The sequence below is a fragment of the Pannonibacter phragmitetus genome (assembly GCF_050510895.1).
In the GTDB taxonomy this organism is placed as follows: Bacteria; Pseudomonadota; Alphaproteobacteria; order Rhizobiales; family Stappiaceae; genus Pannonibacter; species Pannonibacter phragmitetus_B.
In genome coordinates this window covers 4406931-4419571 of record NZ_JBNINT010000001.1, presented here as the reverse complement: position 1 = coordinate 4419571, position 12641 = coordinate 4406931, and the positions used below count along the sequence as shown (strand labels likewise).

Here is a 12641-nt window from a genome sequence, read left to right as displayed (position 1 = left end):
ACCCGTTTCCGGGAACCGGAGACAACATCACCTCGTCGCTCTTTCGAGCTACCAGCGGCTCAGTCGTTTTCGGCTGACCCGACAGCGTCTGGCGCCGTGTTTCCGTGGCGCCGCCGTCGATGGAGCGGTTTATAGCCAGCCCCCGAGAGGAGTCAACACAGATTGTCAAAAAAGATTCACAAGGCCGGAACCCCGCAGAAACGCTTGGGTTTCGCCCGTCTGGCCCTGTGATTTCCGCCGCTTTGCCCACAAGCCGGCTTAAAAAATTCGCAGCCCGCGAAAAAAGCCCTTCACGTCCGGCATCCGGAGGTCCTTCCGGCCCCTGAAAAAGATACAACAAGCGCCCGGGCACCGGCACGGTTGCCTCCCTCTATATATGGGCCAGCCATATTCATGCCCGAAACCGCGCTTATCGACCGTCTCACTTTCCTCCAGGGGGACAACAGTGACAGGGCTGCATGCCTGTACCGTTGACCTTTGCAGCGGCAGACTGCATTTTCCCTCAGGTTCCGGATGGTTCCGGCAGGCGGAGGTTTCCGTGCAATGCGCGGCCTTGCCAGAACAAGGCAGGGCGGGACGACATGAACAGACAAGGCAACTGATGCATCTGGGCCCCTTCCAGTCTCACGCCCATCCGGCGGTCGAACTTGGCACCATGCCGCCGCTCGTTGTTTACGACGAGCGGAACGCATTGCCCGACCGCCGCAAGGTGAGCCTGCGCTGGCTGACCGGGACCGTCCTGACGGGCGTAACGTCTATCGTGCTGATGGGCGGCGCATTGATTGCAGCCCTTGACGGACAATATCGTGTCGCCGCTGCGACGGCTCACACGCCGAACCCGGAAGTGCTCAGCACAGCAGGCGCCGGCACAAAAGGAGACCGGGTCAGCAAGGCTGCAGCCCAGTTCACCAGCAAACGCGTCATTCCGTTGAACGTCGTGACACGCAGCGGCGATCAGGAGCACATCAAGGCGAAGCCTTATACATTTGTGAACACCACCCTGACGACCCGGCGCCTCACAGATGTGGAGGGCCGCATTCCGGCCTTCAATCCGTTGCAGATGTTCGCCGATCAGAAGCCGCTGGACGAGCGCACGGTCAGCGATGCGGTCTATTCCGCAAAGTCCGAGGGTGAGTTCACGCTGGCCCAGAGTGACTTTCCGGTCAACAGCCCGCTAATCGACACAGCGCTCACGCCATCGGAAACGGAGATCGAAGAGCAGGTGCGGGCTTCGGCCCAATTCCTGAGCGAAAGCGGTGTGCAGATCGCATCCCGGACCATCGTCAACCCGGACCGTTTCGATTTCGACCTTGCCCGTCAGCCCGACTTTGCCCGGTTGTCGGTCCGCATCACCCAGGAAAACGTCTCCTTCGTTTCCAAGCAGGCCGGCACAGCTCCCGTCGCCGGTTTTGACGAGCGCATCATACCGGTCGAACCGGAAATGGCCTTCAAGGACATTCTTCTCGACAATCAGGCGTCAGATCCGGAAGCGGAAGCGATTCTGGCAGCCTTCCGCTTTGGCGCAGGCATTCTTGATGTCGCCCCCGGCGACCGGCTGCGCATTGCCCTTGGTTCAGATCCGGCAGACCCGACTATTCAGCGGGTGGAGCGGGTCAGCATCTACACAGAAACCCAGCACAAGGCGACCGTCGCGCGCTCGGACAACGGCATTTACGTCACTGCCAATGAGCCGGCCGGTGATCTGCTGGACGCCTTTGCCGAAGCGAACAGCAACGCCTTTGGCGGCAACAGCGGCGGCCCCTCAGTCTCGCTGTATGAAAGCGTCTATCAGACGGCGCTTGAGCAACAGATCCCGGAAGACCTGATCAAGGAGCTGATCGGCGCCTTCTCCTACGACGTGGACTTCAACGGCCGCGTCCAGCCAGGAGACTCGCTGGAAGTATTCTACGGCGGTGGCGACGATGAGACTGGTGGAAACGGCGAGATCCTCTATGCCTCGCTGCACACCGGTTCTGCCGAGCGGCGGCTTTACCGTTTCCGCGCGCCGGATGACGGCTCGGTCGATTACTATGATGAAGAAGGCCGCAGCGCGAAGAAGTTCCTCATGCGCAAGCCGCTCTCCGGCGGCACCTTCCGTTCAGGCTTCGGCATGCGCCAGCATCCGGTCTATGGCTTTGGCAAGATGCACACGGGTGTGGACTGGTCTGCTCCGCGCGGCACGCCGATCATGGCCTCGGGCAACGGCACCATTATCAAGGCCGGATGGGAATCGGGCTATGGCAAGCGGGTGGAGCTGCGCCATGCCAATGGCTATGTCACCACCTACAACCACATGAACGACTTCGGCCCCGGCATCAAGGAAGGCGGTCGCGTCACCCAGGGCCAGATCATTGGCTATGTGGGCTCGACAGGCCTCTCCACCGGCCCGCACCTTCATTATGAGGTGCTGGTGAACAAGAACTTTGTGGACCCGATGCGCATCCGCCTGCCACGCGGGCGTGTGCTGGATGGCGACATGCTGGCGAATTTCGAGCAGGAGCGCACCCGTATCGATGCCTTGCTGGAGCGTGGGCAGAAGCCATCGCGCTTTGCTTCGGCTTCAGGCTCATAGACGGAGTGCTGACGCAACGGCCTCACAAAGCCAGACAGTCAAGACAAGAAAGGCCCGCAGGATCGCTCCGGCGGGCCTTTTTCATGACCTGGCGTTTTCAAGACTGGCGGCGCATCAGGCCGCTTCGGATTCCCCAGCGGCCGGGCCAGTCGTGAAGATCAGCCGGTCCGTTCCGGCGCTGACCGCAACGTGGTCGCCGTCCTTCACCGTACCAGAGAGGATCTTCTCTGCCAGCGGGTCCTGTACATCCTTCTGGATCACCCGCTTCAGCGGCCGGGCGCCGTAGGCAGCGTCGTAGCCCTTCTGTGACAGCCAGCCGATGGCGCTGTCGTCCAGATCCAGCGTGATCTTGCGGTCGGCAAGCAGTGCCCGCAGCCGCTCCAGCTGAATCGAAACGATGGAAGCCATCTGGTTGCGCTGCAGCCGGTGGAAGAGCACGATCTCGTCCAGGCGGTTGAGGAACTCGGGCCGGAAGTGGCTGCGAACCACATCCATCACCTCATTCCGAACCTTGTCCGTATCCTCGCCCTCAGGCTGGTTGACCAGATATTCGGCACCCAGGTTCGAGGTCATGATGATCAGCGTGTTGCGGAAGTCGACGGTGCGGCCCTGTCCATCGGTCAGGCGGCCGTCATCAAGGACCTGCAGGAGCACGTTGAACACATCCGTATGGGCCTTCTCGATCTCGTCGAAGAGCACGACCTGATAGGGGCGGCGGCGTACCGCCTCCGTCAGGGCTCCGCCCTCCTCATAGCCGACGTAACCGGGAGGTGCGCCGATGAGGCGGGAAACCGAGTGCTTCTCCATGTATTCCGACATGTCGAGGCGGACCATCGCCGTGTCATCATCGAAGAGGAACGAGGCCAGCGCCTTGGTCAGTTCCGTCTTGCCCACGCCCGTGGGCCCAAGGAACATGAAGGAGCCGATTGGCCGGTTCGGATCCTGCAGCCCGGCACGGGCGCGGCGGACGGCAGTGGAAACCGCATGGATCGCTTCGGCCTGACCGATCACCCGGCCCGCCAGCACATCTTCCATGCGCAGCAGCTTGTCACGCTCGCCTTCCAGCATCTTGTCGACCGGAATACCCGTCCACTTCGACACCACCTGCGCGATGTGGCTGGAGGTCACTGCCTCATCCAGCATCGCCCCCTTGGCGCTGGCACCGGCCATATCAGCCAGCTTGCGCTCCAGCTCCGGAATGACGCCATAGGCAAGCTCACCAGCCCGGGCAAGATTGCCCTGCCGCTGCGCCTTTTCCAGCTCGCTGCGGGCACCGTCCAGCTGTTCCTTGAGCTTCTGCTCGACGTTCAGCTTGTCCTTCTCGCCCTGCCAGCGCTGGGTCAGCGCATCGGACTCTTCCTCAAGCGACGTCAGCTCCTTCTCAAGACGGGTCAGCCGGTCCTGCGCGGCAGGATCGTTCTCCTTCTTCAGCGCCTCCCGCTCGATCTTGAGCTGGATGATGCGCCGGTCGAGTTCATCAAGCTCTTCGGGCTTGGAATCCACCTGCATCCGGAGACGGCTTGCGGCTTCGTCCATCAGATCGATGGCCTTGTCCGGCAGGAACCGGTCGGTGATGTAGCGGTTCGACAATGTCGCGGCGGAGACGATGGCCGAATCGGTGATACGCACACCGTGATGCAGCTCGTATTTCTCCTTGATGCCGCGCAGGATGGAGATGGTGTCCTCCACCGTGGGCTCACTGACGAAAACCGGCTGGAACCGGCGGGCCAGCGCCGCATCCTTTTCCACGTGCTTGCGGTATTCATCGAGCGTGGTCGCACCGACGCAATGCAGTTCACCACGGGCAAGAGCCGGCTTCAGCAGATTGGAGGCGTCCATCGCCCCGTCCGCCTTACCTGCGCCAACCAGAGTGTGCATCTCGTCGATGAACAGGATGATGCCACCCGCCGCCGTCTCGACTTCGGAGAGAACCGCCTTCAGCCGTTCCTCGAACTCGCCGCGGTATTTGGCACCCGCAATCAGCGAGCCCATGTCGAGGGCCAGAAGCTGCTTGTCCTTGAGGCTTTCCGGCACATCGCCGTTGACGATGCGCAGGGCAAGGCCTTCGGCGATGGCCGTCTTGCCGACGCCCGGCTCACCGATCAGAACCGGATTGTTCTTGGTGCGGCGGGAGAGAACCTGAATGGTGCGGCGGATCTCCTCGTCACGGCCAATGACCGGATCAAGCTTGCCGTCCCGTGCCACCTGCGTCAGGTCGCGCGCATATTTCTTCAGAGCGTCATACTGATTCTCGGCACTGGCCGAGGTTGCCGTGCGGCCCTTGCGCAGGGCATTGATCGCCTGGTTGAGATTGGCCGGAGACACGCCCGCCTTGGCCAGCAGTTTGCCGGCCTCGCTGTCATTGTCCATGGCCAGAGCCAGCAGCATGCGCTCGACGGTGACGAAGCTGTCGCCCGCCTTGTCTGCCACCTTCTCGGCCTGCTCGAAAAAGCGCGCCATGGCGGGAGACAGATAAAGCTGCCCTGAACCGCCGGAGACTTTCGGCAGACGCGAAATCGCCTGCTCGACGGCAAGGCGGACATCCTGAGACGAGCCGCCGGCGCGGTCGATCAACCCGGCAGCCATTCCCTCAGGATCATCAATCAGCACCTTGAGCAGATGTTCAGGGAGGAACTGCTGATGCCCCTGCCCTAGCGCAAAGGTCTGCGCAGACTGGATGAAGCCGCGCGCCCGTTCGGTGTATTTTTCCATATTCATTCGCGAAACTCCTTTCCGCCTGACCACCCGTAGCATGGCCGGCGTGCTGGACTGCGGGCCCCATTCGGCAGGCAGCCCCGGCCTTGCGGCCGCAAGCTGCCCCAGCGGGCACCCGCACCATCACTCTGGATGGCAAGGCTCATATAGTGTTGCAAATTGACAACAAAAGGGGTGCCTGACAACTCCGGAAGGATCCTGACCCACGGAGCTTTCGCGGAGCTCGACGTACGGCGGCAGACACAAGAGAAAGGGCGCCCCGGAGACCGGGACGCCCTTTCATAACTTTTTGCAGCCTGCCGCCTGATCAGGCGTCGCTGGAGGTGGTTTCTTCCACATCCTTGGTGCGGCGCGGACGCGGCGTGCGGCGCGCGCGGGGCTTGGGCTCATCGCCAGCTTCCACAGGGGCAGCAGCCTCGGCCGGAGCCGGGGCAGGAGCGGCAGCTTCCTCAGCCGGGGCATCCTCGCCTTCACGGCGCTGGCCACGGCCACGGGTGCCACGCAGACGGCGGCGCGGGCGGCCATCCTCACCATCTTCACCTTCGGCGCCGGGATAGACCGCAGCTTCCGTCTGGACCGGCTCGTCATGAACCGGACGGCTGATGTGCCCCTCGTTCAGGCCTGGAACCGGCATGTGCTCGATGAAGGGCTGCGGCTCGTCAGCAGCAACATATTCAACCGGGCGAGGGGCGCGTTCCTGGCGGTCCTGCCGGTCATCCCGGTCACGGCGCTCATACCGGTCCTGACGGTTGTTGCGCTCGGAACGCTCCTGGCGCATCGGACGGTCACCGCGTTCGGGGCGCTCACCACGCTCGGAACGCTCCTGACGGTCACCCCGGTCCTGACGGCCAGGGCGGTCCTGCCGCTCCATGCGCTCAGACCGTTCAGACCGCTCGGGGCGCTCAAAACGTTCGGAACGCTCAGGCTGGTCCTGACGGTCGGAACGCTCGTTGATCTCGGCGCCTTCGGCACCCTGATCCTCGCCCTCTTCCTCGTCATAGCCGTTGTCGAACCGCAGGCCGCCGCTTGCTGCCATATTGGGCTGCGCTGCCGCAACGATGCGGTAATAGTGCTCGGCATGCTGGAAATAGTTCTCCGACATGATCCGGTCACCGGCTGCCTGTGCGTCGCGGGCCAGCTGCTGGTACTTCTCGGCAATGTGCAGAGCCGTACCCCTGATCTTCACGTCCGGGCCGTTCGATTCAAACGTCCGGGTCAGCGGATTCGGTCCCTTACGGCCCCGGTTGTTCCGCATACGCTGCTTATTTTGATTTCCTGGTCTCATCCTGCCGTTAACTCTTAAGGAACGGCGGCCGGCAAGGCCGGCCAATCAAAAGCGCGTCTGTATTCCCTGCGCTGGGATTCCGGCGTTACCCGGCTCCAGTGAAGGGAGCATGACCGGCTGTGAACAATGAACCGCCACGACAGCACCACCCGGCAAAGGGTAACGCAATCGTCATATTCTGCGACAGACCGACAGTCCGATTAATCAGAAGATGTTCGGTTTCCAAAACGCGTTGCGATCGTTCGGCCCATAATCCCTGCGTGGGCTGGATCGCCGATATGGCGAGAAACTCGCCCCGACCGCGTTATCCCGGCTTCGGCAAAGTGAAACTAGCCGGTTCGCGTCAGATTTCCAAGCCTTTTTTAAAGGATGTCCGCAGTCAGCCCCATGCCGGCTTAATACCCGTCACTACACGGTCATTTCCGCCGAGATCCTGAATGATTTCAAGATTCTGGAATCCGGCATCTGCCATCAGGCCACACACGGCACTGCCCTGGTCAAAGCCAATCTCGAATCCGAGGCGGCCGCCGGGACGCAGCGCAGTCAGCGCTTGCGGCACGATTGCACGGTAAGCGACAAGGCCATCAGGCCCGCCATCCAGCGCCAGAACAGGGTCATGCTGGCGCACATCTTCCTCAAGCCCGGCAATCACATCCGACACGATGTAGGGCGGATTGCTGACGATCCAGTCGAACACCGGCGCAAGACTTTCGGCATAATTTGCCTGCGCAAAAGCAAGCCTCTCGTCCAGCCCGTGGCGCCTTGCATTGGCCAGCGCCGTCTCGAGCGCACCGGCAGACAGATCAATCGCAAGACCGTGCGCCTGTGGCAGCTCATTGAGCAGGGCCAGAATGATGGCTCCCGTACCTGTGCCGATGTCGGCAATCAGCGGGTTGATAAGCCCCCTGCCCGCGCCAGCATCACCTCCACCAGAATTTCCGTATCAGGACGCGGCTCCAGCGTGTCCGGGGAAAGGGCCAGATCCAGTCCGAAAAACTGCCGCTCGCCGAGAATGCGGCCCACTGGCTCACGCGCCTCGCGCCGCTGCGCATGGTGGCGCGCCAGCGTTGAAGCAGCCTCGCTTACCGGATCATCGGAGCGCAGCACGACATCACCGGGAGACAGGCCAGCAGCAGCGGCCACGAGCAGCCGGGCGTCCAGCTCCGGCGAAGCAAGGCCCGCCTTGCGGAACCTGTCGCGCAGCTCGCGGTAAAGCGCACCCAGAGTTGGCACATCCCCTGTCCCGGACATGGGGTCAGCCCTCCTCGGCCGCCATCAGCGTTGCCTGATGATCGACTGTCAGCGCTTCGACCAGTTCGTTCAACGCCTCGCCTGCCAGCACCTGCTCCAGCTTGTAAAGCGTCAGGCCGATGCGGTGATCGGTGACCCGGCCTTGCGGGAAATTATAGGTGCGGATGCGCTCGGAACGGTCGCCGGAGCCCACCTGCAGGCGCCGCGCCTCCGAGCGTTCGTTCGCCGCCTTATCGCGCTGCGCATCATAGATTCGGGCGCGCAGAAGCTGCAGCGCTCTGGCCCTGTTCTTGTGCTGGGAGCGTTCGTCCTGCACCGCCACGACGATACCGGTAGGCAGATGGGTGATACGCACAGCCGAATCGGTGGTGTTGACGTGCTGGCCGCCTGCGCCAGATGCCCGGTAAGTGTCGATCTTCAGGTCTGATTCCTGGACATCCACGTCCACCTCTTCGGCCTGCGGCAGCACGGCGACCGTGGCAGCGGAGGTATGGATGCGTCCGCCCGATTCGGTCTCAGGCACGCGCTGCACCCGGTGCACACCTGATTCGAACTTGAGCCGGGCAAACACATTCTCGCCCGTAACCGAGGCGATCACTTCCTTGAAGCCGCCCGCCTCGCCCTCACTGGCCGACAGCACTTCCACTTTCCAGCCCTGAAGTGCGGCATAGCGCTGATACATGCGGAACAGGTCACCCGCAAAAAGCGCGGCCTCGTCCCCGCCAGTGCCTGCACGCACTTCCAGAATGGCATCGTTCTTGTCGGCGCTATCCTTCGGCAAAAGGCCGATGCGCACGGCCTGCGTCAGCTCCTCCACCTTCTGCGTCAGCTCATCGCGCTCCAGCTCGGCCAGTTCGCGCATTTCCCGGTCACTGCCAGCCTCCGCAATCAGTGCCTCGGCGCCAGCAAGGTCCTCTTCCGCCTTGCGCAAGGCCTGCACGGCGCGCACCAGCGGCTCCAGATCTGCGTATTCGCGCGAAAGACGCACATATTCGCCCGCATCCGGACCGCAGGACATACGGTGTTCGAGTTCGGCAAAGCGGTTCAGCAGTGTGTCGAGTTTTGCTTGCGCCAGCATGAGCGCATGTCTCCAGGGCCACGGGAGAAAAGGCCTCCCGGCAGTAAACGGGATGAACGGCAGGCGCGGCGCTAGAGCGCCACGTCCTGCTCTTCGGCAAAGCGCCGGAGGAAGGCGCGGATGTCGTGGTCCGGATGGCCATGATCAAGGCGCGGCAGCAGGCGCGCAGACAGGCGGCCAGCATCAAGGCTGCGCAGCATTGCCTTCACAGGCCCCAGCGAGGCCGGCGACATGGACAGCGAGCGGTAGCCAATCCCGATCAGTGCCATGGCTTCCAGAGGTTTGCCCGCAATTTCCCCGCAGAGCGTCACAGGCACATGGTGCCGTCCGGCCACATCCACGATCAGCTTCAGCGCCCGCAGGAAGCCGGGGCCGAGCGTGTCATAGCGGTCGGCAACACGGGTGTTCCCACGGTCCACGGCACAGAAGAACTGGAACAGGTCGTTCGAGCCGATCGAGGCGAAGTCCACCACCTGGAACAGCTCCTCAAGCTGGAACAGCAGCGAGGGCACCTCGATCATCACGCCGAGACGGATGGAATCGGGCACGTCATGGCCATGGCGGCGGGCGTGTTTCAGCTCGCGCTCCACCAGTTCCTTCGCCCGGTGGAATTCGGACACCTCCGAGACCATCGGGAACATGAGCTTGAGTTCGCGCCCGGCAGCAGCACGCAGCAGAGCACGTACCTGGGTGCGCAGCAGCCCCGGCCGGTCGAGGCCAAGGCGCAGGGCGCGCCAGCCCATGGCCGGGTTCTCTTCCTGAATGGAACGCAGATAAGGCAGCACCTTGTCGCCGCCGATATCCAGCGAGCGGAAGGTCACCGGCTTGCCATCGGCGGCATCCAGCACCTGTGTGTACTGGGCTTGCTGATCGGACAGGCGCGGGAAGGACGAAGCCACCATGAACTGCAGTTCTGTGCGGAACAGGCCAACGCCCACCGCCCCCGATTCAGCCAGGTGCGGCAGATCCACCAGGAGGCCTGCATTCATCTGCAGCGCAATCTCCACCCCGTCCTTGGTGACGGAGGGCTTGTTGCGCAACCGGCGGAACTGGGCCTGACGGCGGGCACGGAAACGCACCTTTTCCGCATAGGCATCCTGCACATCCGAAGCCGGACGCAGGTGCACCTCACCCGTGCCGCCATCGACGATGATGGCATCGCCCGCATCCGCAAGGCTGACAATATCCTGCACCTGGCCCACGGCCGGAATGCCGAGGGCACGCGCCACGATGGTGACATGGCTGGTCGGACCGCCCTCCTCCAGCACAACGCCGCGAATCCGGTCGCGGTCATAGTCGAGAAGTTCGGCGGCGCCCATATTGCGGGCAACGATGATGGCATCCTGCGGCAGGCTGCCGGTGCCGCCACTGTGCTGGCGGCCCATGAGTTCGCGGATCAGCCGGTGCGCCAGATCATCGAGATCATGCAGACGCTCACGCAGGTAAGGGTCTGTCTGGCGCAGCATGCGGGCACGCATGTCGCTCTGCACCTTCTCGACGGCAGCTTCTGCCGTCAGGCCGTTGCGGATCGCCTCTTCGATCTTGCGGATCCAGCCCCGGTCATAGGCGAACATGCGATAGGCCTCGAGCACATCCCTGTGCTCGCCCGATTGCGCAAAATCACCGGAGGCCAGCAGGCTGTCGATGGACAGGCGCAGACGGTCGATCGCCCCCTCGAGACGGTTCGTCTCGTGATCGGTATCCTCGGCAATGAGATTGGTGACGACGACGCGCGGCTCATGCAGCACCACGTGCCCCAACCCCACGCCATCGGCAAGGCCAACTGCGGAAAAACGGAAAGGACGGGAGAGATCCAGGCCCGTGCCGGGCTTGGCAATGGCTTCCAGTTCACCGGCAGCGACCATTTCCGCGATAACCATCGCGGTCGTCTGCAGCGCCTCGACCTCATCCTCGTAATAGGTGCGGTGCGACTTGTTCTGCACCACCAGAACGCCAAGCGTACGCCCGGCGCGCAGGACCGGCACACCCAGGAAGGAATTATAGGCCTCTTCACCGGTCTCCGGCAGATAGGCGAAGGCAGGATGCGCCCGTGCATTGGGAAGATTGAGCGGCCGCGCCTCGGCAGCGATCAGGCCGACAAGGCCTTGCCCGACGCGCAGCGACGCCTGGTGCACGGCCTCGCGGTTGAGGCCCTCGGTGGCATAAAGCTCCAGAACGCCGTCAGCGCGCAGAATATAGACGGAGCAGACCTCGGCGACCACATTCGCCGCGATCAGGACCACGATCTTGTCGAGCCGCTCCTGCGCGTTGATCGGCTCCGCCATGACTTCGCGAAGCCTGCGGAGCAACAGGCGCGGACCGGCCAGGTTGCTGCGCATGGGTCAGCTCCGTTCCTGTCGGCGCGGGCAGGCAGACACGTTTATCGCATCTGCCCGGCCCAGGCTGGTTATTACCCGTCCAAACCGTATAGCGAATGGAGAGTCCGGACCGCAAGTTCCGTGTAGGCAGAATCGATCAGCACAGAGATCTTGATCTCGGAGGTGGTGATCGCACGGATGTTGATTCCCTTCTCCGCAAGGCCGCGGAAACACTGGGCCGCAACGCCTGCGTGCGAGCGCATGCCGATGCCGATCACCGAAACTTTCACCACGTCACGGGCGCCTTCAAGAGCACCAAAACCGAGTTCGGCGCGCTTTTCTTCCAGCGTCTTCATCGCCCGGTCGTATTCTGATTCGGGCACGGTGAAGGTGATGTCCGTAGTCTTGCCGTCCGGCGAGATGTTCTGGACGATCATGTCCACGTTGATGTTGGCGTCGGCCAGCGGGCCGAACACGGCACCTGCAACACCCGGCTTGTCGGGCACATTGCGGATGGAGATCTGGGCTTCGTCCTTGGCAAAGGCGATGCCGGTCACGACTTGCTGTTCCACGAGTTCGTCCTCGTCGCAGATGAGAGTTCCGGGGGAAGACCGTCCTTGCCCTCCTGCGGGGCATCGGGATCGTCGAAGCTTGAACGCACGAAGGTGCGCACACCATGCACCATGGCCATTTCGACCGAGCGCACCTGCAGCACCTTGGCACCGAGCGAAGCCATTTCGAGCATTTCCTCGAAGGCAACACGGTCAAGGCGGCGGGCTTTCGGCACGATGCGCGGATCGGTGGTGTAGACCCCGTCCACGTCCGTGTAGATATCGCAGCGGTCCGCCTGGATGGCAGCAGCAATCGCAACGGCCGAGGTATCCGAGCCGCCACGGCCGAGCGTGGAGATGCGGTTGTCCGGGGCGATACCCTGGAAACCGGCAACCACGGCCACCTGGCCCTGTTTCAGCCGTTCCACCATGAAGCTGCCGTCGATCCCGGCGATGCGGGCCGCGCCATGCGAGCCATCGGTCCGGATCGGGATCTGCCAGCCCTGCCAGGACCGGGCATTGACGCCCATTTCCTGCAGCACGATGGCCAGAAGCCCCGAGGTGACCTGCTCGCCGGAGGCGACAACGGCGTCATATTCGCGCGCGTCATGCATGGGAGCGGCTTCCCGGCACCAGGCAACCAGCTGATTGGTCTGCCCGGCCATAGCCGACACGACGACGGCAACTTCATGGCCGGCGTCAACCTCCCGTTTCACATGGCGGGCAACATTGCGAATGCGTTCGATATTCGCGACGGACGTGCCGCCGAACTTCATAACCAGTCGGGCCATCGTGGTTTTTGTCTTCCCGTCGAGAGCCATATGGGCGCGAACGCGCCCGGCGGATCGGCCGCAATCCATACAGCCACAAA

At 63.0% G+C, this 12641-nt stretch carries 7 protein-coding genes and 1 pseudogene; 1 reads left to right on the top strand and 7 read right to left on the bottom strand.

Translation table 11 applies throughout. From position 1 onward, the window contains the following. Positions 1-601: 601 nt before the first annotated feature. On the top strand, positions 602-2572 hold the full coding sequence (locus ACQB61_RS21280) for a M23 family metallopeptidase (protein ID WP_430514241.1): 1971 nt from the start codon (positions 602-604) through the stop codon (positions 2570-2572). A 114-nt stretch (positions 2573-2686) separates the two neighbouring features. On the opposite strand, the gene clpB is transcribed toward ACQB61_RS21280, so the two are convergent. From clpB to ACQB61_RS21245, 7 genes and pseudogenes are all read right to left on the bottom strand, one after another. Further along, a complete protein-coding gene (clpB, locus tag ACQB61_RS21275) occupies positions 2687-5290 on the bottom strand; it encodes an ATP-dependent chaperone ClpB (protein ID WP_430514240.1) in 2604 nt (867 codons plus the stop codon). Positions 5291-5594: 304 nt separating this feature from the next. Continuing rightward, positions 5595-6542, bottom strand: coding sequence for a DUF4167 domain-containing protein (locus tag ACQB61_RS21270; protein WP_430514239.1), 948 nt, complete (start codon positions 6540-6542; stop codon positions 5595-5597). Between the two features lie 409 nt (positions 6543-6951). After that, complete coding sequence (locus tag ACQB61_RS21265) at positions 6952-7404, bottom strand: N5-glutamine methyltransferase family protein (RefSeq protein ID WP_430514442.1); 453 nt, start codon at positions 7402-7404, stop codon at positions 6952-6954. 53 nt (positions 7405-7457) lie between these two features. Continuing rightward, entirely contained in the window at positions 7458-7823 is a 366-nt protein-coding gene (locus ACQB61_RS21260; RefSeq protein WP_430514238.1) for a hypothetical protein, read from the bottom strand. Between the two features lie 4 nt (positions 7824-7827). After that, positions 7828-8901 (bottom strand): peptide chain release factor 1, encoded by a 1074-nt coding sequence (prfA, locus tag ACQB61_RS21255; RefSeq protein ID WP_430514237.1) that lies wholly within the window; start codon positions 8899-8901, stop codon positions 7828-7830. A gap of 71 nt (positions 8902-8972) precedes the next feature. Next, on the bottom strand, positions 8973-11240 hold the full coding sequence (gene ptsP, locus ACQB61_RS21250) for a phosphoenolpyruvate--protein phosphotransferase (protein WP_430514236.1): 2268 nt from the start codon (positions 11238-11240) through the stop codon (positions 8973-8975). A 71-nt stretch (positions 11241-11311) separates the two neighbouring features. Continuing rightward, a pseudogene (locus tag ACQB61_RS21245) lies at positions 11312-12561 on the bottom strand (aspartate kinase). Positions 12562-12641 lie beyond the last annotated feature (80 nt).

Coding starts and splice junctions, on each gene's coding strand:
- ACQB61_RS21260 (WP_430514238.1), bottom strand. CDS start 7,823: ATGTCCGGGACAGGGGATGTGCCAACTCTGGGTGCGCTTTACCGCGAG.
- ACQB61_RS21280 (WP_430514241.1), top strand. CDS start 602: ATGCATCTGGGCCCCTTCCAGTCTCACGCCCATCCGGCGGTCGAACTT.
- clpB (WP_430514240.1), bottom strand. CDS start 5,290: ATGAATATGGAAAAATACACCGAACGGGCGCGCGGCTTCATCCAGTCT.
- ACQB61_RS21270 (WP_430514239.1), bottom strand. CDS start 6,542: ATGCGGAACAACCGGGGCCGTAAGGGACCGAATCCGCTGACCCGGACG.
- ptsP (WP_430514236.1), bottom strand. CDS start 11,240: ATGCGCAGCAACCTGGCCGGTCCGCGCCTGTTGCTCCGCAGGCTTCGC.
- prfA (WP_430514237.1), bottom strand. CDS start 8,901: ATGCTGGCGCAAGCAAAACTCGACACACTGCTGAACCGCTTTGCCGAA.